Annotated in this window: 3 protein-coding genes; all 3 read right to left on the bottom strand. The window is 32.1% G+C overall.

The window, feature by feature from the left end; all coding sequences use genetic code 11:
• Positions 1-97: 97 nt before the first annotated feature.
• The 3 genes from rluF to L0U72_RS09665 all read right to left on the bottom strand — a co-directional run bounded on the left by rluF (position 98) and on the right by L0U72_RS09665 (position 24,947).
• A complete protein-coding gene (rluF, locus tag L0U72_RS09655; protein WP_233898995.1) occupies positions 98-1,087 on the bottom strand; it encodes a 23S rRNA pseudouridine(2604) synthase RluF in 990 nt (329 codons plus the stop codon).
• Between the two features lie 167 nt (positions 1,088-1,254).
• Entirely contained in the window at positions 1,255-2,205 is a 951-nt protein-coding gene (locus L0U72_RS09660; protein ID WP_233861885.1) for a PorP/SprF family type IX secretion system membrane protein, read from the bottom strand.
• An 89-nt stretch (positions 2,206-2,294) separates the two neighbouring features.
• Entirely contained in the window at positions 2,295-24,947 is a 22,653-nt protein-coding gene (locus L0U72_RS09665; protein ID WP_233898996.1) for a T9SS type B sorting domain-containing protein, read from the bottom strand.
• Between the last annotated feature and the right edge of the window lie 10 nt (positions 24,948-24,957).

Here is a 24,957-nt window from a genome sequence, read left to right on the forward strand (position 1 = left end):
TTTACTACTTTTTCTTTACTATTTTTTCTACAGATACAATCAATTTAGGTATCGGCCATGCTGAGTTTATTTTAAACATCACATCAAAAATAAGTTTTTAGGTACGTTTTCTTCCAAATTTTGAAGAAGTTGCGTTTCGTTTTGTTTTGGGTGAATTTTTTCTAAAAGCAGCACTTTTTCTATTAAAGCTGTCTGGTTTTTCAGCTGTTTTTTTTCTTGAATTTGTTAACTTACTCGTTGACTTACTTGTTGATTTGTTGGTTGATTTAGTAGCGTTTACTGTTTTTTTAGAATTGTTTTTAAAAGCTGTTTCTGATGCTTCTTCGGTTTTAGAAGAACTTGAAATCATTTCATTAATTTCTTTCATTTCCTCTTCGGTTAATTCTCTCCAATCGCCCGATTTTAAATTTCCTAAAGAAACATTCATAATACGGTCACGTTTTAGCTTGGTAACTTCGTATTCTAAATATTCGCACATTCTACGGATTTGACGATTTAAACCTTGTGTTAAAATAATTTTAAAACTAAAATCAGTAATCTTTTCGACCTTACATTTTTGGGTTACCGTTCCTAAAATCGGGATTCCGTTACTCATTTTGGTTATAAATTCATCGGTAATTTTTTTATCAACAGTAACGCTGTATTCTTTTTGATGATTATTTCCTGCGCGTAAAATTTTATTAACAATATCGCCATCATTGGTTAAAAAAATTAAGCCTTCGGATGGTTTGTCTAAGCGTCCTATTGGAAATAATCTTTCAGGATGTCCGACAAACTTTACGATGTTATTTTTTTCTCTACTATCGGTTGTAGAAACGATTCCAACAGGTTTGTATAATGCGATGTAAAGTGTCGTTTCTTTGACTGTTAATAAGCGTCCATCAACTCGAACTTTATCACCTTTAAAAACTCTATTTCCTAATTGCGCGATATTTTTATTAATCGTTACTCTTCCTGAATTTATAAATTTTTCGGCATCTCTACGAGAACAAATCCCTGTACTACTGATAAATTTATTAAGATTTATCGATTTGCTATTCGTTTTACTTTGCGTATTTTGGGTATTTTTATTGCTTTTATTTTCCATTGCTGATGCTGTAAAGAAAAAAGAAAATCCTCAAGTTATAGCTTGAGGATACTTTTATTTTATGATTCTTGATTCTTCTTTTTTAATTATTTCGTTTAATTATACTTGTTTATTCTTAATTTAATTATTCAGGATTACTCTTAATTACTCTTGAGTATTTTTGATTTTTAAAAGATAATCATATCCTGTGTACAACGTGCTAAACTTGGTCTTCTGTCGTAATCTAAACCGAGTGTTATCATGTGAGTTCCGTAATTAAAATCTTGTAATTCGTTTAAATTTACGCTAAAACCATACGACATATAAATATTATCTTTTTTAATTCCGACCAATGGCGCAATCGCATTGGGCACAAAAAATTGGTCATTTAAAAAGGTATAACTCAATCCTGCCCACATATATCCGTTATCAATTCCTTTTCTAACTTTGATGTTTAAATCGGTTCTTGAACGCCCATCTTCGGCATAATATTCTACAAAAAGAGACGGTTCTACCTCTATCATATTACTAATTCTTGCTAAAACATAAGATGTATACAATGTAAAACGTCCTAAACCTTCTGGCTCATTGGTTGAAAAATTTTCTATTTTTTTATCTAAAATATTATTGGCATTTACACTAAAACTAAAGCGTTCGTAACGATACAGCAAACCTACATCAAAATTTGAACTTGTTAAAGATCTATTTTCAACAGTTTGTCCTGAATTATTTTCAGAAGTATCAATTCCGAATTGAACAAATTTAAAACTCATTCCTAAGGATAAAAAACTATCATGAAATTGGCTTAACGTTAAATGACTTGCTAACGAAAATTTTGCTCCTTTTTGACTGGTATAGCCATTTTTATCATTAAAAACGGTAATTCCTCCTCCAAATCTATCAGCAATACGTGCCTCTACTACTAAAGATTGTGTATCAGGTGTGTCTTTAACGCCAACCCATTGACTCACGCCATTTAATCGAACCTGAAAACCTGCTCCAATTCCCGCATAACTTGGCGATATTAAAAAAGGATTATCCGCCATATGAGTTATATACTGAGGTAAATTAATCTCTTGAGCCACTAATTTTACGCTACTAAGTATCAGTAAACATATTGTTATAATTATTTTTTTCATGCTGTTTCTCATTCTTTAATTACCTGTCATCTTACTTATCATTTTCCTATTATTTTACTTGTAAACTTATCTTACATTCTGTTTACAATTTACCTATATAATGTAAAATGACCCATTATTTTCTTCTGTTCTCCTGATAACTCACTGTAATAAATAGTATACCAATAATCTCCTGCTGGTAATGGTTTCCCATCATACGTTCCGTCCCAACCTTGGTTTTGTCCTTGGTAATTTGCTATTTTACGAGCATATCTATCATAAATATACACTTTTATTTTATGGTAACCTTCCACCTCTAATGGATACCAGAAATCATTAATTCCATCGCCATCTGGTGTAAATAAATTTAACACAGTTATCGTGATGTATTCACCTGTTACAGTTAAAGTTACTTCACAACCTCTTGCATCGGTTACTTTAATTTCATAATCTTTGGTTTGTAACAAGGTAAACTCATTATCTGTTCCATAATCTATGCCATCAAGCGTAAAATTATATGGAGGTAAACCGAAATCAACATTGGCGATTATTTTATTTTTCTCTGTATCATCAATGGTCATTTCTAAAGCTCGTATATCTTGAATATCAAATACATCCGTAGAACTTTCCGAACAACCAGAAGCCGTATTCGTTGCTGTTACGCTATATCCATCACCTGCTTCTACATCGATAAATTCTCCTGTTGTGTTGGTTGCTATGGCAATTCCCGATTCATTAAATAACGTAAAACTTACGGCATCTTTATATAAATCATCAACAATTGCTTTGATAATATTTCCTGATTCACAAGTATATTCAAAATCGACTGTTAATTGTAAATCAATCGGTTGTCCTGTTTTTATAACCGATGGCAACGCTACTGATGAACAACCTTTATCTTTTCCTCGAACACTTATTAAGTAAACTCCCCCAGCTTTAATTCCTTCGGATGCTCCTAATTTAATTTCATTTAAAGAATACGGATTCGGTAATTCCACATTGTTAATACTGATATAATATGGCTGTGTTCCTCCTTGAACATCAACTGTAATTGTTGGCGTATCATCATTGATACAGGTTTGTTCAACAACTTTTGTTAAGTTCATGGTTAATCCATTTGGTTCTTTAATAACAACTTTTATCGGTGCTTTATCGGTATCTGGTGAAATACAACCAACGACATCTTTTACCATAATATAATATGTTCCTGCAGGTAAGTTTGTAAACTCGCCATTTTGAATAAATTTATTCTCTGGATATTCAGGGTTTGATGGAATCGTGAAAATATTGTATTCATATTGTCCATTTCCACCTGTTGCCGATGCTTGAATAATTCCTGTATCACCTCCAGCACAGGTTACATGTTGAGTTACCTTTGCATCAGGAATTAAAACTGTTGGTTCTTTTATGGTATGTTTATTTGTGGTTATTGTTTCACAAACTTCACTAAATCTATTCGTACTTTTTACTTTTATTTTATAGGTTCCGATATTTAAACCTCCAAAAGTATTTGATGTTTGCCAATCTCCCGTAATTGGAGTTTCAGCTTCATTTAATAATTGATATTCATAAGTTCCAAAACCACCTGTTACATCCGCAGATAACACACCATTACTATCATCTTTACACGTAATAAATCCTGAAACTACATTTAAAGTTGCATCTAAAGCCACATAAGCTCCAATTGTAGCGGTTGTTGTTGTTACACATTGTTCAACATCTCTTACATAAAATGTTTGTAATCCTGCGGTAAGCCCTGTAAATTCATACATAGTACTTGTTGATGTATTAGATGGATTATAAGTAATTCCATCGATACTAAATTCGTATGGTGCTTTTCCGCCTTTTGCTGTAACCTCAACGCTTGCTGTTGTAATATCACACGTAATATCTGCTGTAATATTTGCAGATGCTTCTACTTTAATTGGATCTTCAATTGTAACTTTAACATTTTTAAAATTACCCGTGTTACAACCATATTTATTATCAATAACTCTTACTTGATAATTTCCTGCTAATAAGCCATCAAAAATATTTGACGATTGTTCTACTTCTAATCCACCTAATTCCGTCGGATATTTTAAAATATAACTATAGGTTACTCCAGCATCTTGTATTTGTCCGCCTGTTACGTTTATAATTTCAATACTCGCATTTTGTTCGCCTTCACAAACATTTTTATTTACTTTAGTTTCCGCAGTTAATTTTATTCCTTTCACTAACACAAAACTAAGCGTAGCTTCACAATTATTGATATCTCTTACCGTTGCAGTATAGCTTCCTTCTTCTAGTGTATCAAATTTAGAATTTTTACCAAAGGCTTGTTCTATTGTTGTTATATTATTTTTGGTTTTTTCTAATTGATATTCATAATTACCCCAACCGCCATCGGCTCTTAAATCAAGGAAACCTTTGTTAGAATTACAACTGATAAGCGTTACAATACTATTCTCTAAAGTTAATGCTGGTTGCGATTCTATCGTAAATTCTTCAGATAAAACCTCACATTCTGGAGAATCCGTCATCGTTACTTTCACTTTATAAGTTCCTGCAATTAAGCCTGAAATTATATTTTGAGTTCCGCCAATTCCTGTTCCTATTATTGGAGCTGTTAATGAAGTTCCTGTTTTATCTACAACTTCATAAGTATAATTTCCGATGTAATCAGCAGCTGCAATTATGGTTTCAATATCTAAAGTTACTGTTGCCGTTGCAATTCCTGTTGCGTCAAAACAAGTTCTTCTCGTTTCACCAATTTTGATATTAAATGTTGGCGCATCTTTTACAACATATCCTGTTGTGAATACACAACCTGTATCTGGATTTTTAATTGTTATGGTATAACTATCAGCTTCTAGATTTTCAAATTTCGCAAAATCTGTTGTAGAAACAATTGTTTTTGTATCAGTATAATTTGATGATTTAGCTGTTCCTGTTATCGTATAAGTTAAGTTTGCGATATCAAGATTTGCTTTTACCGTAATTGTTTCTTTATTGCTACAATCTAATTTTTGAGTTTGTGTAATTGTTGCATCTGTTATTTTCTCAAAACCTTTTATTGTTTTAATAATTGTTGTTTTTGCTGACGAACAATTTTGTGCATCATAAATGGTAATTGCAACTTTTCCGCCTGATGTATTGTTATTTTCATCATAAATAAAGAAATCAAAACTTTCTGAATCTTGTTTGATATCGTCTGCAGTATCTGTTGTTCCGTTATCGTACACAAAAACGACTCTATTAAAGTTAGGTTTTGTTGTTCCTGCAATTCCACCAAGAATTGCTTCTTTATCAATTTTTACAGAAGCCGTATTTGTTGTATTTCCTGTTGTACAAGTAAAATCAGTAACGGTTATTTTATCTTTAATATCATCAGGATTAATTTTAATTTCTGATTTTTCAACAATCGTTACATCTTTAGTTGTTGTACAGCCGTTTGTTCCTTTTCCTGTAATAGTATAAGTTCCTGCTGATAATCCTGTGAATTTAAACTCTCCAATTGGTAAAGTTATTGTCGGGTTTGTATTTATAGAATATTCTAAAGGATTAATTCCGTTTGATGTTTCTGTTACTAAAACTTCTCCATCAGAACTTCCGTTACAAATATTATCAACGAGTTTTACTGGTTCAAAAACTGGCACTAATTTATCATCAACTACAATCTCTGATGATTCAATTGAATTACAAGTTCCTCCGTTTTCGTCTGTAATTTTCAGAATATACGTTCCTGCATCTGCGATGCTAAAAGTTGGTGGCGTTGTTGTTGTAATAACTGCAACTGTTTCATTTTCATTTTCTTTATTATAAACTTCATAAGAAAGATTTCCACTTCCGCCTGTTACATTTATTTTATACACGGCATTTTCACTTCCAGAAATACACGTTAATTTCGCTGGAGTTAAATAAAACTGAAGTTCAGGATAAATTGTTACTTTATCATTTCCGATTATTTCAGGAGTTCCGATACATCCTTTTACATCGTTTACGCTTACCGTATAATCTTCGTTATTATTTACAGATAAATTTTCAAAAATATGTTCAGTATCCGTTTTTGTAATACTTTCTATTTCGTTTCCTAACTTATCTTTTAATGTATAAATATACGTTCCTGAACCTCCTTTTGCGGTTACTTTAATTGCTGGTTTTGTATCTGAACAAATATTGGCAATCATTTCCGTTTTAAAAGTAACAGGTTCTGGATTTACAACTTCTTTTACATCAGAAATTGCATCACTACAACCGTGGCTATCTTTTGCTTTTACGATATAGAACCCTTCTTTTAGGTTTGTAAATCTGTTATTGTTTTTATTAGTTGCAAAATCATAACTAGCTACAATCGTATAAGTTCCTGTTTTGGTAACAGCATATTCTAATTGATAGAAAGTATTTCCCCAACCGCCTGTTGCTGTTGCCTTAATTATTGCATTTTCATCATCAGTACAAGTTATTTCTGATAAAATTTCTGCTGATACTTCTAATTTTCCTGCTGGAGCATCTATAATTGTAAATTCTTTTGATGTAAAACTACACGTTGGAGCATTTACTACATCTGTAATTTTCACAACATAACTTCCTGCTTTTAAGCCTGAAATTGTAAGCGGGTTTGTTGTTCCTGTTTTTGCTGGTACATTTCCATCTTTTACTAATGAACTTCCTTCAAAAACTTCATATTTATACTTTCCTGTATAAAATGCTGATGTAAATGCGTTTCCTTTTTGAACATCTATAACCACGCTTCCTGTTGCCGAACCTACACAAGTTGTGTTTTTAACATCAGAAGAAAGAACATTATAAACTGGTTCTTCAACACTATACGATTGCGCTGTTGTAACACATCCTGTTACTGGGTTTTTGATTGAAATAGTATAAATACCTACAGGTAAATTGTTAAAAACTGTTCCTGTAGTATTAGCTAATGCTCTTGGAGTTTCTTTTGAAATTATAGTTCCATCAGGTTTTTTAATTTCAACTTTGATATTTGTTATTATTGAAGTATCTAAATTATTTAATTTAACGATAATTTGCTTATCAACTTCACAAGTTGGTTTATGTGATATTTGAATATCGCTTGGTAATATCGGTGCAAAAGCAGGGATAGTAACTATTTTTATATCTGAATCACAACCTTGGTCATCTGTAACTTTAATTTTAACTGTTCCTCCTAAAACATTATACGTAGTAAACGTAAAGGTTGATGAAGCGATTTGTGTTACATCATCTGTATTATCCGTTGGCGTTCCATTATCATATACAAACTCTACATTATAATTTTTATTTACATCTCCGTTTCCGCCTTTAATATCTGTTTTATCAACAGTTATCGTTGCCTTTGGATTTGCTACATCACAAGTATAAGTAACGTTCTGTATTGCATTTGCTCCAATTGTAACTTTATCTAATTGCTCAATTTTCACATCTTTAGATGTCGGGCATTTATTATCTCCTGTTCCTGTTATTGTATAAGTTCCTACTGGTAAACCTGAGAAAGTTTTTGTTGCTGCATCAAAAGTTTCTTGAGCTGGAGTTAAAGCTCCACCATTTAAACTTATTGTATATTTTACATTCTTAATTCCGTTAAAAACTTCATCCGTAATTGTAATTACACCTGTTTCAGTTCCGTTACAGATTTTATCTGAAGGAGTTGCCTTAAAAATTGGTTCTAATTTCGGTGCTATTGTTATTTCTTCTGAAATTCCACAAGTTGATGGTGTTGGAATCGCATCTTTATCAATAATTGTTATTTTATAGGTTTCTTTATTAACATTTCCTGCTGGAATTGAAATTGTAAATGTTTTACTCGTAACATTATTAGTAATACTTCCATTAATTGCTAATGCTGTATTACTTCCTCCTATTATTTTATTAACTTTTTCAACTTTATATGTATAATTTGATGTTGTACTCCAATTTTCTAACGTAACTGTAACTATTCCATTTGCTGATGTTGGAGATGTTGTTGAACAATCAACTTTCTTTGTTTCTACTAATGTAAATTCAATATCAGGATTAATTGTTATTGGATTTATGCTTGTTGGATTTTCTGTTCCTACACAATTATTTGTATCTGTTACGCTTACCGTATATACTGCTGTTGGTAAATTTGTAAATGTGTAATCTGCTGTAACTCCTATTTGTGTTCTTACTATTGCAGGATTTGAATCATCTGTTAAAACATAAGTATAAGTTCCTGTTCCGCCTGTTGCAATTACCGTAATTTGTCCACCGATTTTATTATCACAAGATGTACTATTTTCTATTAGACTAAATGTAACAGGTATTGGATTTTCTACTTTTACCTCATCAACAGATTTAACATCACAACCTAAAGCATCTTTTACGCTAACTTTATAAGTTCCCTCAGGTAAGTTTTCAAAGATCTTGTTGCTTCCGTTATTTGCAAAATCATAAATAACATCAGCTCCTAAAGCATCTTTTACTGTAATAGCAGTTCCCGAAGTATCTTCTAATTGATATTCATAAGAACTATTCCAACCGCCTGTTGCTGTTGCAGTAATTGTTCCATCTTCTTGCCCGATACAACTTACTTTTGTTGGTGTTCCTGTTACACTTAAAATAATTGCAGGTTCTTTAATTTCAAAGACTTTAGATATTGGCGAACAATTTGGAGAAGCCTTCATCGTAATTTTAACGGTGTATTTCCCTGCTTTTAAATTTGAAATTGTTTCTTGTCCTGAAACATTTATTTTTTCTTTCTTAGGACTAAATGAAACCCCTAATTCATCCAATACTTCATAATTATAAGCACCTGTATAAGGTAATGCTGTTCCTGTTTCTTGAATATTTAAAATTGCAGTTCCTGTACCTCCTTTACAAGATACATTTACAGGGTTTGTAATTACTGCATTATAAACTGGTGCAGCTTCTACCGTATGGAATGTTGTTGCATCACAACCTGTTACCGCATCGGTTACTGATATGGTATAATTTCCTGTTGGTAAATCTTTAAATTCTGTTCCTGATGTTAATGATGTTGCAGGACTTACTAGAGTTTTTGTTTGTGAATAAACTATTGCATCTGTATGTTCAACTTTAATTTCCTTTACATTTCCTGTAAAACTTACTTTAATACTTTCTAGCGTAGTACAAGTTATTTTAGTTATATCAATTATTTCTAAATCTAAAATCGGTGCAAAAGCTGGAATTGTTACTTCTTCTTCCGCAGATGAACAACCTTGGTCATCAGAAATGATAATTTTAACTTCTCCTCCTAAAACATTTGTTGTAGAAAATTCAAAAACATTTGGAACGTCTTGTCTTACATCATCTGTAGTATCCGCTGGCGTTCCATTATCATATACAAATGCTACATTATAATTTCCACTTCCTCCTGACAATTCATTTTTATCAACTTTTATCGTTGCCGTTGGATTTGTACAACTATACGCAACATCACTTATTGCATTTGCTTCAATTTTAACTTCATCTAATTGCTCAATTTCTATTTCATCAGGATAAGGAAATGTACAATCATTTGTTCCTTTTCCTGTAATTGTATAAAATCCTGCTGGTAAATTTTCAAAACTTTTTGTTGTAGTATTAAAAGTTCCAGTATAAGGAATTACATTATTAATATTCGGACTTATCGTATAAGTTAAATCATTAATTCCATTTTGTAATTCTGAAATTATAGTAATTACACCTGTTGAACTTCCGTTACAAATCTTCGTTGTTGTTGCTTCTGGTACAAATTCTGGCTTAACAGATTCTTTAACTGTAAAATCTCTTGTTATTGGACAATTTCCTACTTTATCTGTAATTGTTATGGTATATTCTCCTGCTACACTTGTTGTAAAAGTTGGTGGAGTTGTTAATGTTGCTGGTGTAACTGTAATAACCTTACTTGTATCATTTTTATCAATAACTGAATACGTAAAGTTTCCACTTCCGCCACTTACATTTATTTCGTAAGATGCTTCTGTATTTGTATTTGGAGAAACTCCTGTTCCTGTTTGACATTTTAATTCTGTAACAGGTGTTGGCTCATTAAATACAATATCATCAAAGATTTCTACGGTATCATTTCCTACTGTTTTTACAGTTCCATCACATAAATTCCCATCTTTTACGCTTACCGTATAATTTGCTTTTGATAAACCTGTAAATGTGTATTCTTTATCGGTTATAGTTACTGTTTCTATAACTGCTAAAGTTGTTTTATTTGTTAAAGTATAAGTATAAGGAGCTTTTCCACCTGTTGCTTCTACTTTAATTTCTGCAAGTTTTGAAGTATTACAAACCGTATCATCTTTGGTTACTGTAAACTTAACTTCTGTTGGGTTTGCAATTGTTATATCATATTCAGAAATACACCCTAAAGCATCTTTTACTTTTACTTTATAAGTTCCTGCAAGTAAACCTGTAAATATTTTATTCGTTGTATTTGTTGTAAAATCATAACCTGTAATTGCAACTCCTAAGTCATCTTCTAATTGATATTCATAACTACCCCAACCTTTTGTTGCAGCTACAGTAATTGTTGAAGTTCCACCGATACAACTAACTTCTGTTGCAGAAGCTGTTACTTCTAATTTTCCATTTAGAGCATCTTCAATTTTAAAATCTATTGGAGTAACGGTACAATTTTGAATTGGAGCAGTACCAATTGTTATATTAACAGTATAATCTCCTGCTTTTAAACCTGTAATTTCTTTTGGTGTTCCTGCTGTAATTCCTGTTCCTGTTTTTGCAGGTGTTAATCCAATTCCTGTTGATTTATCTACAATTGTATAATCATAATTTCCTGTATAATTATCAACATCAATTTTAATACTTCCTGAATCTGTACCAAAACAAGATGTATCTATTTTATCAGAAAGAAGAATAGTATAAGCAGGAATTTCTTTTACTGTATAAGAAGTTGTTAATTCACAACCTTTATCATTTTTAATAGTTATCGTGTATTTTCCTACTGGTAAATTTGTAAATACTGTTCCTGATGCTGATGCTGTTGCTGGCGTTGAATCATAATTAATTCCATTAGCATCTACGACTTTAATTTCCGTTGCAATTCCTGTAAATGTTACTTCAATACTTTCATTTGTTGAACAAGTGATTGCTGTTTTTGGTATTGCTAATAAATCTGCAATCGGTGTAAAAGCAGCTATTGTTGCTGATGTTGTTCCTTTACACCCTTGGTCATCATAAACAGTAATATCAACTGTTCCACCTAAAACATTATCCGTAGTAAATTCAAAGTTTGATGAAGCGGTTGGTGTTACTACTGCTCCTCCACCGTTTGGCGTAAATACAAATTCTGCTTTTGTATAAGTTCCACTTCCTTCTGTTATGGCTGTTTTATCAACTTTTACAATTGCACTGTTTCTTGTGTTTCCTGTTGTACACGCAAACTCTGTTATACCTCCATTTGCTACCGTTGGTGTAGGTACTGTTATTGCTTTAAATTCTGTTATTATTATATCTTTAATTTCAGTTGTACAACCGTTAGTTCCTGTTGCTGTTACAGCATAGGTATTTGGTGGTAAACCTGTAAATGTATTTGTTATATTATCAAAACTTCCTGCTACTGCTGGATTTATAGTATATGTTAAAGTTTCAGTACTTGTTAATGTTATTGTTCCTGAATTATCCGTAGCACATTTACTATCGGTAAACGTATGCGTAAAACTAGGTTTTATCGGTTCTGATACTGTAAATGTTTTCTCTAATGTACAAGTAAGATTCAGTTTGTCAATAATTTTAATAGTATGATTCCCTGGTGTTAAAGTTGTAGGAAAAGTAACCGTAGTTCCTATAATATCTACAGCTGGTAAAACACCATCTAAACTATATTGATAATTTCCTGAACCTGAACCTGTATTTACAGTTATAGTTGCTGTTGCATTATCCGCTGAATTATTGCTAGTATTACAATCTGGTACTGTTATGTTATCAATATCAAAAGTAATGTCAGGATAAACATTAAAATTAGCAGTAGCAATACAACCGTTTGCATCTTTTACTGTTAATATTTGATTTAAACCATCAGAAACATTCATTGTATGATTCGCTGTGCTTATTGGTGCTTGAAAATTAGTTCCATCTAATGAATATTGATACTTTCCAAAACCGCCTGTTGTATTAATATCAATAGAATTTACAGCTCTACAACTATTTACCGTTACAAGGTTAATTGTTGGGCTTTGGCTTACATCTAAAGTTTCTTTAGGTAAAGTTATTCCACAACCATTTTTATCAGTTATTGTTACTGTTACATCAACTGTTGCAGGTATTGGCGTTGTTGTTGGATACGAAACACTAACAACATCTCCATTAATAGTTGTTGTTGCTCCTTCTGTTGCCGTTGCTGTATAAGTATAATCTCCAAAACCTCCAGTTACTCCTTCAATTCTGATTTGACCAGGTAAAGCACAAGTAATGTCTTTTATATTTTTTAAGTTACCAGTAAAAGGAGTTCCTTTAAATATTTGGACATCTTTACTTCCCCACTTACAAACATTAGGAGCTGTACCGTTATTTGCATCTTCAATAACAATAAAATATAAACCAGATGACAACCCTTGTAATAAAGGCTCTGGTGCTATTACTGTATTTAGGGTAAAAGGATATGTTACTGCATTTGATATTGTACCATTTATTCCTGCTAAAGGAATATCATTAAGACCATCATATAATTGCCATTTTAATTCTTTACCATTTAAAACACCATCAGTATCTTCTATTTTAAATGATAATTCACCGTTATTAATTCCAGAACATGATTGTCTTGTAACTATTGGTGTTATAGCAACATCAAAATCTGATGCAGGAGTCATTGCCTGATCTTTTGCTTCAGCAATACAACTAGTACTTTTATCTCTTACATAAAAATCATACTCGACTTCTGGAATTATATTTGTAAATATTTTTCTTCTATAATTAGAACCAGGATCATTTGTATTAGTTGCTGATAAAGTAGGGTCTTCAGCATCATACCAAGTTAAAAAACCTGGAACTGTTGATGGATTAATAGGGTCTGGCGTTAAAGAGAACTCAAAAGGACCAACTCCTTGAATTGCCTCAACAGTAACTGTATATCCTGTTGTACAATCACCTGCAATTACTGTAATGGCTATTTTTACACCATTTACACTATAGGGCATCACAAAAAGACCGTTGTTTAATTGACAACCTCGTACAGTACCATCTGCATTTAAAATTCTAATTGCTGGTGTATGTTGTGAACCTGGGGCTAAATTTCTTATACTATATAAATTATCTCCAGGTGTTGGATGTGGCGCTACACTTAATGAAGACGTAAGCGTATTCATATTTGTCCAACCTGTACCGTTATCTCCATCTAAAGTGTATTGTAAAGTATAAGGAGCGTAATCAGCTAAAGTTAAACTTCCAAAATTAAAGTCAAAACCTGTATTTGCTATATCTGTAGTACAATTATCTGGTAAGACAGGTTCAATATTAAGAACTATTGATGGTAATTCTATTAAATCAAATGTTTTAATATCTGTACAAGTAAGATTATCTGTAATTTCTACTTTGTAACCTGTTCCCGCAGGAATATTATTAAAGCTAAATTCTGGTAACGTGTGATTGGTTAAAGTTTCTATTACAGTATTTAAATTATCTTTTAATGTAATTGTAAAAGGAGCTTGCCCAGTGTTTGCAGTAATTTTACCATCAATACTTCCTTTATTTCCATTACATTGTGGTTGATTTTCTGTTGTTGTAATTTTAACAGGCGTTATTTTATCTATTTTAATGTTTGATAAAACAACTGGACACGCATTTGCACCGCCATTTTTATCTTGAACGGTAACCGTATAAGTTTCTGGCTGTGTTATTGTTATTTCATCTCCTAAAATTGAAGTACCTGCCGATGGTGTTATTGTATATTTATAATCCGCATCACCGCCGTTTGGTATAATTACAATTTTACCATCTTTACAACTAATATTTGTAGCTGTATGCGTAGCCGATAATTCAGGGTAAATAGTTACTTTATCACTTACTTCACAATTCGATTTATCTCTTACTGTAATTGTATGTTCTTTTGGCGATAAACCTGTAAGTGTGTATGTTTCAGTTGTTGCCGTAGTTGATGTTGGCGTTAAATTTTGCCAAGTACCCGTATTTGTTTTAATTTGATAATTACCATTTCCAGCTGTTATTTCAACAACGATAGTTCCGTTAGTTCCGTCATAACAATATTCTGGCGTTAATTTAAATTCGATGTCTTCCTTCTGATTAACAACAACCGTAACAGGATCTGACTTACAACCTGTTCCGTTTTTATCCGTAGCAACAACTGTATAAGTTCCTACTGTAATTCCTGTTAATGTATTTCCTAAAGAAGTATTTGTATTATCAAATAATTCATAAGTATAAGGAGAAGTTCCTTTTGTTCCTATGGCTTTTATAGTTGCTCCAACTTCTGTTCCTGTTGCACTACACGTAATTTCTTGTTCTACTGTTGCGGTAACTTTTACTTTATCAGGATTATCTAATTTTTCTGTTGATACAATAACTTCACAAAGTGGTGCTGTATTATTTTGTCTTACTTTAACATCATACGTTCCGTCTGCTAAAGCTGATTCAGTAACAATATTTGTAGCTGCACTTTTCCAAGTTCCTCCATTATCCGTAGAATATTCATACGGCAATGTTGCATTTACAGCTTCAATAGTAATACTACCATCAGATGCTCCAAAACATGTCGGGTTTACCGTATTGGTTACTTTTGCATCGAATTTTTTATCATTTGCTACAATTACATCAATATCTGTAAAACAATCACTTCCATAACCTACAGATACCGTATAAGAACCTGCATCTAAATTAGTAAATACATTTGAATTAGCTCCTGTTTGTGGCGTTGCTCCGTCTAGGCTATATGTATAACTAGCATCAAAAGGCGTTACTGTAATCGTTCCTTTTCCACCACAATTATAAGCTACCGATTCTGTTAATGTTGGTGCTGCTGGTAAACCTTCTACCTCAACATCATCTACTAATATTTCACAATTATTCGCATCTTTTACTTTAATATTATAAGTTCCTGCATCTAAATTTGATACTGATGTTATTCCTGCTAATAACGATGTGTAATTTGCAGCAGTTGTAAGTTTATAAGAATAAGTATAAACACCTGTTCCTCCTTTAGGATTCACACTTACAAAATCAATTCCTCCTTTTGTTGTTGTACAAGTAAAATGTATCGGCGTTGCTTCTCCATCTTTTTCTAATTTACCTGGAGCTTTAATTGTTTGATCTGTAATTTCAGAAGTACAATTATTTGCATCTGTAACAGTAATTTTATAATTTCCATCAGATAAATCAGCAATTGTATGTGTATTTCCTACTACAGTAATCGATGATGCTGCTGGAGTTATATCATTTGTTCCATCATTTAAAACATAAGTGTAATTTGCTTTTCCACCTGATATTTCAAAAACAAGACTACCCGTTTCTCCAAAACAATTTGGTTGTATTGGCGTTTTTGCTACTACTGTTAAATCAGGGATTTTAGTTATTTCTTTTGTTTCTTTATATTCACAATAAACACCTGTTCCGTTATTATCTCTTACATAAACATCATAATTTCCTTTGGATAAACTAACTGTTGTTAGTGGATTTGTTATTGCTGTAAAAGTAGTAGGCACTGGATTTCCAGCAGTTACAACAGCATACACATAATTTGTTGTGCTTGCTCCTGCTACATTTGCTATTATCAAACTTCCATTATTACAGTTTGCTTGTGTTGTGTTTAGTGTTGCTGTAATTTTTGCATTAATTATAATATCTGTTGATTTTTTTGAACAACCAAAACCATCTGTTACAGTTACGGTGTAAGTTCCTGCGGATAAATTAGGAATTGTATGTGATGTTCCTGTTATATTTCCTGTTTTTGTTGCTGTTCCTGTTAAAGCAAAACTATAAGTTCCGTTTCCTTCGGTAACATCTAGTGTAATTGACGCATCATTTCCTGTATGACAAGCTGATGCTGTTGCTGTAAATTCAACATCTTTTTTATCGTCAATAGTTATAGGAAAAGCTATCGATTCACATCCTAATTTATCTTTTGCTACAACATTATATTTTCCTGCGGATAAACCTGTAAGAGTTGAGCTTATAACTTTAGGACTCAATGAATTTCCTGAATTATCTAAAGATTCAACAGTATAAGTATAAGCTCCACCATTTCCACCTTTTGCTGTTGGCGTAATCGTACTTGTTGTTGAAGTACACGTAATTTTTGTATGTGATTCTCCTGTAACTTTTACTTCCGTTGGGTTTATTAATTTAATATCATCTAATGTAACATCACAATCTGCTGTTGTTTCACCTAAAGGTCGAACTTTTATACTAGGAGTTCCCACACCAAATGTTTTAATTATAAACGGATTTGTAGTTGCATCTTTCCAGTTTGTTCCATCTGTAGAATATTTAAATTTATCAACTATAACCAAACCAAAAGAAGCCGTTACTTCAATTTCTCCATTCGATTCTCCAATACATTTTGGATGAGAAACTAAACTTGCCGTTGCCGTAAAACTCTGACCAGCTTTAACCTCAACAATAACATCCGTAGAACAATTACTTCCATAACTTACAGATACCGTGTGAGAACCTTCTGATAAATTTTCAAATTTCCCTGTTGTATTATTTGTTTTATTAGTATCATCTAAAGTATAAGTATATGTTTTTGGCGATACTAAAGCAATATCTGGCGATAAAGTAAAACTTCCTTTTCCTTCACAATTATAGGTAATTGTTGGTGCATTAAAAGTTGGTTTTGCTGGTAAAGCTTTTATTGTAATTGGATTTGTAACTGTGTTTAAATCTAAAGAACAACCTTCATAATCGACTACTTTCGTTAAATAATCTCCTGCCGATAAATTTGTTACTGTAACCGTATTTGTATTATTTCCTAAAACTGGTGTGAAATTTGCATCAGTTGTAAGTTTATAATAAAAAGTATAATTTCCTGTTACTGGGTCTGGTGTTCCTCCCGTAGGATTTGTAAACGTAATACTTCCTCCTGATACGCCACAAGCTAAATCAGTAGATACAGCTTTACCATCTTTTAATACTGATGGAACTTTAATTTCTTGCGTTTTTTCTGCGGATGCACAAGTATTTACATCCGTAACTTTAATTGTATAAGTATCTGCAACTAAATCTTTAAATTCATAGTTTAATGAATTTCCTGTTTGTGGTTGCACTGATGTTGTTCCCAATAAACCTGTTAAAGTTACTGTGTAATCTGTTGTTCCTCCTGAAACTGTTACATTTATTGTTCCTTTTTCACCAAAACATTTAGGTTGTATAGCCGTTACAGTATCTATTGTCGGGTTTGGTATTTTAGTTACTTTATTGGTCGTAAATGCTTGACAATAATCCGTTCCTAAAGTTCCTGTTCCTCCATTATCTCTTACATAAATATCCCAAATTCCTGCGGTAATTGTTGTAGGTTTTACACCAAAATCTGCATCTTTTACTGCTGTATTTTCACTTACAACCGCATAAACATAATTTACGCCACTTCCTCCTGATGCTGTAATTGTTAGATCTCCAGGATTACAAGTTTGCTGTGTTGTTGTTGCTGATACTTTTAATTGTGGATTAATTATAACATCTTCTGTTTCTGAACAACCAAAACCATCAGTTACAGTTACTTTATATGTTCCTTTTGATAAATTTTCAAACGTATATTTATTTGGCGTTGTTGCATCTGGAGTTTGTTTTAATCCATCATCAATACTAAATTGATAATTTTTATTTCCTTCTGTAACATCTACGGTAATTGTTGCATCACTTCCTTTATGACAAACTGATGGTGTTGCGGTAAATTTAATGTCTTTTGGTGCTTCAACTTCTACATCTATTGGTGCTGACTTACAACCTAAAGCTCCAGTTTCAGGACCATTTCCTAACCACGTAGCTACAATTTTATATTTTCCTACGGGTATATTTGTAAAGCTATTAGGTCCTGTATAACTTGATATTGTTTTTTTAGTAGGAAATGAATTTCCTGAACTATCTAATAATTCATAATCTAAAGCTGTAAAATAATTATTTTTCACTTTTGGCGTAATAGTACTTGTTGATGTATTACACCTAATTAGTGTAGCCGTTGCTTCTATTTCTATAACAGGTAATTCAACTACTTTTTTATTTAATTCTATCTCACAATGTTCTTCTCCTGTGGCTAAATCTAGTTGGTTTTTTCTTATTTTTATTTTATTATCTCCTATAATAAGACCTGTAATTGTATAAGGATTCCCAACAGACTCCGTCCAATTTGCTCCGTCATCTAATGAGTATTCAAAATTTGCTGGGTATAACTCATCACCAGTATTTTTTTTAATAAAAGCTTCTACTTTTACACTTCCTGTTTTTTCTCCTGCACATACAGGCACAGGGTAAGGTTCTATTATTTTTGCTTTAAAGAAATTGTATTTCTCAAAGCCTGAATCATTATATTTATAAAAAAGCATACAACCCTCTGCTGAATATATCGCATAGGTAAAATTAATCGAAGTCAGTGTAGTTTGACCATTAAAATAATACCTAGCAGGAATATTATAAAACTTATTAGCATCTACCCCTGTTTGTGCAGGTTGTCCCGTAATTACATAAATATAACTAGGGTCATGAGGTTTTAGTACTACATCAACAGTTGTTCCATCGCCACAATTTTCGGTGTATTCATAATCTTGTGTATGTTTTGGCTTTTTTATAGTAACATCATCTAAAGGAATACTACAACCTTTTGCATCTACTACTTTTGTGTTATAAGTAGTATCTTCATAAGTATTATAACCATTTAAAGGCAAACCAGATACCTCATTCCCTTGTACTACTGTATAATCAGTATCACTATCTTTTTTATAGTAATAGGTATAAGATGCTGTACCTCCTGTTACTCCTGAAAAAGTTATTTTACCTGTACCAGGCATACCATTACCTGGTGTAAATGGAACAGTACCAGTACCATCATACGCTTTTATAGCATCAACATCTCCCTCACAATTTGAATCCGTACCCTCAGCCAAACCACCAGTTAAAGAAACTAACGCCTCAATTTTTTGAGTTATTTCTGCGGATGCACAACTATTTGCATCAGTAACAATAATTTTATAAGTATTTGCATCTAAATTAGGAATGGTAGCAGCATTTCCGTTTGATGCTATTGTTACAGGAGTTCCACCATTTACGGTATAACTAAACGGTGCTTTTCCTTCGGATACTTCAAAAGAAATACTCGCTTTTGTATTTACTGTACAATCTAATTCTGTTGCAGTTATATTTGTTATTATTGGGTTATCTGTTTTTGTAATTGTTCTTTGTATTTTTAATTCACAAAAACCAGTATTCCCACCATTATCTCTTATATAAATATCAAAATCTCCTGCCGATAAACCACCACTTTTTGTCGATGGATTCGTTATTGGTTTAAAATCGGTAGTTGTTGGTGTTGCATCTTTTAGAACAACAGCATATACATAATTTGTAGTTGTTATATTTCCTCCTTTTACATCTGTAATTGTAAAAAATCCTTTTTTACACGTTTCAGGTGTTGGTGTTACTGTAGCTGTTAACTTCGGATAAACAGTAAGCGTACTTACTGGCGATTCACAACCGCCCCCATTTTTTGTTTTTACCTGATAATCTTTAGCCGTAGTAGTTGGCAATGCTAATCCGTTGGTAGTATCAAATACAAACGTTGCATTATTTGATGTTTGCCAAGTAGCTCCATTATCAATACTAAATTGATATGGCGCTGTTCCTGTTGCTGTAATTTCAATTTTAGGGTCGGTACAGCTATTTGTAACTGTTGCCGTATGTGTTGCATTTGCTGGAGCTTTTACCTCAACCTCTTTAATATCACATTTTAATCTATTGATATCTATTTTTACAGCATCAATAAAGTTACCAGTACTTTTAACATTTGTAAATGTACTTACAGCATCAAAAGCAATTACCGTTGTTGTTTGACCTGCCGGTACGGTATAACTTCCTGAATACTTTTTCCAAGTTTGCCCATCAGACATCGTTTCTTCAATACTAGCAGTGGCAAGACTCTTCCCTATTTTAACAGTAGCTACATCACGTCCTAACCTACCTCTATGGGCTACAGACCAATTAATTACATCACCTGGTTTTGTACAAAATTCTTGATATAATGAACCTGTATCATTTGCATTTAATTCAGCAAAATAATTCCCCTCATAATAGGGTACATTTTCAAAATTATTTTTATACCAAAGTTCTATTTCATTATCATTTGCTGTGGTATTCCAACCAGCAGTGAAAGATTCATCTTTTATTTGAGGGTATTTACCAGTAAAAGAAGCATCTTCAAAACTTCCATTTTCAAAAGGATTATCGGTACAACCACATTCATCACATTTTCTACTATCAAGTAGCATTACTTGATATTTTGTAGCACTTACTGCTACATTAGCATATACATATTGATTACTTGTATTTGCATTTTGCCAAGAAGCGCCACCATCAATACTAAATTTATAAGGTGGTGTTCCTCCTGATGCTTCTACAGTAATTGTTCCTCCTGTTGTACAAGTTGCAGGTGTTGTAACACCTGTATTTATTAATTTTAATTCAGTTGGTTCGCCTATAATTCTTTTACCTAAATTAATTTTACAAGTAAGTTGATTAGGTGCTGTTCCTATTACTTCTCTAATCTTTAAATGATGTTCTTTTGCCTCTAACCCTACAATTCTATACGGATTATCTCCTGTTTCTTCCCAAGTAGTTCCACCATCTATAGAGTATTCATAACTTCCTCCTTGAAAACCACTTGCATTAATAGTTATTGTTCCATTATCTGAACCAGAACAATCACTATCTGTTTGACTCATAATACTTCCACTAAATGGCTGTCCAGAAACATTTACATCAATAGTTCTTGTACATGATTTACCATATTTTACCGTAAAAGTGTGACTTCCTTTAGCTATATTTTCAAATACATTACTAGTTTGAAAATTTGTACCATCGATACTATATTTATAAGAAGAATCATTTGGCATTATAATAACAGTTCCTGTAGTTCCACAAAGTAATACCTCACTACTTAAATTTGGTTCTGTTGGTAAAGCATCAATAGTAACGGTATCTAAAGGTAAAGAGCAACCATTTTTATCTTCTACTTTTGTAGTATACGTTCCTTCTTTAAGAACAATTGCTACTGTTCCTGAGGTTACTGATGTAAAATTAGTATCCGAAGAATGTTTATAAAAATAAGTGTAAGGAATTGTTCCTCCTGTTGGTGCAGTAAATTTAATTTTTCCTTCTGGATTATTTTGAGTACCTGGCGTACTACATTTTAAACCTCTAGGTTCTGCTTTACCTGCCGATAAACCTCCAGTTTCTGTAATTGCAATATCTAATATTTGATAAGTACATGAATACCCATTTTTAGTTGCTCTAATATAAACGGTATATGTATTTACGTCTAAATTAGTAAAATCACCTGTATTTTTCCAAGTAGTATTATCAATACTATATTCTAGAGTATAATTTAACGTATTCGGATTATTGGTAACTGTTATAGTTCCTTTTTTATTACAAACTACGGGAGTTGGTACAGTTTTAAAAGTTAAAGGTGCTTCTACGCTAATTGTTTGTGATGCTTTTGCGGTACAATCATTACTATCAAAAACTAAAAATTCATAATCTCCCTCATCACCATTTGCCACAGAATATGTATTATCTGTAAAAAAGGCAGTACTTGGAATATTTGCAATATCGGTATATAAACTTATTCCTTTTTTTACCCAAAGCACATATTTATATTTTTCTCCTCCAAGAATATCAATCGTTCCTCCTGCTCCTGCTAAGGTTATTATTCCATCCGATGAACCTGCATTACAGGTAATATCTTTAGTTTTGAGGGCTGTTAATGTAAGTGGTGTCGGTTTGATTACCTTTGTTATTACTTCTTCAGAACAAGTTGCGGTTGTTACCTTTACTTTATATAATCCTTCATTTGTTACATTAAAGCTAGTATCTTTATTAAGTGTTGGTGTTTGAGTTTCGATAACACCTCCAAGATTATCTAGTAATGTATAAATATATGGACCTTTTACAGCTCCTTTTACTTGGGCTATTATATTTACATTATCATTACATCCTGTATTAAATTCAGAATCTACAGTTAAGTCTATTATTTTTTTTCTAATTCTTATTTCTGAATCAAAACTACAAGCAGTACCTGTTGAACCTTTTAATTTAATTGTTAACTTATATTTTCCTACTTCTGATAAATTCTTAAATTCATTACTATCTTGAAAACCAATCGTAGTAGTTCCACTAGGATACGTTAATTGATATTCATAACGATCTGGCACACCATTTACGATAATACTTCCATCGGTTCCACAAACAATATGTTTTTTATTAAATGTTGGATTTAATGCTCCAGAAAACACATTAAAATAATACGTTTTTGGACATTGCCCATCGTATAAAACTTCTAATTTATATTGTCCTTTTTGGCTAAATTCTTTTGATAATTCTCTTCCTGTTTTTGTTCCTATTTCATCCCAAGAACAGCCTGTTGCAATATTCGCACAATTACTTGTTGTTGTTGGTAATTCTGTTGGTTTGGTTGGATCACATGGTTTTGTTTCATCTAATTTAAACCATTTTACGGTCGTTGCTAAACTTGCCCCGAATGGTAAATTTATTGTTTTAGATACCCCTGTTCCACATAAATAAATTTCAGCAAGTTCTTCTGTATTACTTGTACAGCTTGTTAAAATTTGATCAGCAAAAGGTTCTAAAGGATTTGTCGCTAAATTATCACCTATTACCTCTATAGTTTCTATTCTATCAGTACAACCATTTGGTGCTATTGCTGTTACCTGATAAGTTCCTGCTTCTATTGCTTTATAATTTTGAGTTGTAGCTAATACTATTGCTGGTTTTGCAATATTTATCCACTCATACGAGTCAAAACCTGCTCCTGCACTTAGTTCAACATCGCCACCACAAAGTAATTGTATAGAACCTTTACAATTACTTGTATCTATTACAAAATTTGTTGTTCCTTGAACTCCTAAATTACACGTAGGTTCTAAACCGGCATAACTTGCTGTTGTTAAGGTATTATATCCAGGAACATAACCTGGGTTTGAAGCATCTAATGTTGAGTCATCTCTTTCATAAGTGGCAACTGCTTGATTTTCAACTTTATTCGCACAAGCATCTCTTAATTTACTACAATCAGAAGTTGCATTTACTTTTATTCTTATCCAATGTTCAGTACTATTTATTTTAACGAAATCATCGGGTACGGTAAAGGTTAATTTTCCACCGCCTCCATTTAAAGTTGTTGATGCTTCGTAGGTATAACTTATACGAGAATCAGAAACTTCAATATTGCCAGGAATATCTTTAAAATCTACTGTTGTTTTTAACTCATCAACGATTACGGTATTTTTCGCATTATCAGTACCAATATTTTGAAAGGTAATATTATAATACACCTCACCTCCTAAGGCTACTTCTGATGTAATAGGTGTATTTGTAGCATCTACGGCTGTTTTCACTAATTTAATTTCAGGCTCGATTACCTCGATTGACATCGCACTTAAAAAAGGGTAATAGAAATCACCTCTAGAAGTAAATTTAACATCTGCTGATGTTTGATTATTCGCAATAACACTATTGTTGGTATTTTTTATTTTAATTTGATCAACATCAAAACCAAAAGTATTTGTACTTTCTGGGTTTTTACCTGTTAGATAAGAATCATAAATAGTTATAGTATTATTAAAAAAATTATTAGCTGGATTTAAGTTATTAAAAAGAGGGTTATAATTCCCATACTTATCTTTAAATTCATATTTATCATTACTCCTACGTCTATCGCCTTCTAAAGCACCTATAATTTGTTCTGCTTTAACATTTCCTGTTGGAATTGTTTTAAACCCTGAATAATTTATAGGAACTTCTGTATTAGTAACATCTGCGTATCCATCAAAAATTGAAATATTTTTTCTTGTTTCACTTTCATTTTCATAAACAACAATCATCGTCCAACCTGCTGCCGAACCTGTTCCTGCTGCTTTTCCTTCTGTCGCTAATATATTCGCGGCAGTATATATTCCATTAGGATTTGATTCTGCCTGTACTAAAGCTGTTATATCTTTAAAACAGGTATAAGATCGTGTTGTACTACTTAAAATTTCTCTATCATTAATACTTGCTCTAATATCAACATAACTAGACGAAGAAGGTAATTTTAATTTTACATTTTTATAATCATCTGATGCTCCATTATATACTCCTGCCCAATATAAACCAGCATATACAACACGTGAACAAGTAGGCAAATTTAAGGTTGCACTACTTGAAGAAAAAGTATCATCTCTACCGTCTCTATTTTCATCAACAAATTTATCTATATCAATGTAATATAAATTATGTTCATTATTATCTTCATTATCATGATAAGGTACATCAGTCCCTATCTGCCAGCCTTGTGGTGTTATATTATAATTCCATACCCAATTTGGATTATATTTATTCAATATATTATTAGCAATAAAAGTCATATTACCTGTAACATTTTGAAAATGACGTAATTCAAAACCATTTGCTTTTTTTTGTGCATTTAAAGGCAATGATTTTCTATTCATTACTTTATCATACCCTGTAAAAGTTTCTGGATATAAAGGTGCTTCTTCTTGCATAATTTGCGAGAACGAAATTACTGTAAAGAATAAACTGGCTAATAAAAGTATTTTTTTCATCATATTGATA

The sequence above is a fragment of the Tenacibaculum piscium genome, assembly GCF_021390755.1.
GTDB lineage: Bacteria > Bacteroidota > Bacteroidia > Flavobacteriales > Flavobacteriaceae > Polaribacter > Polaribacter piscius.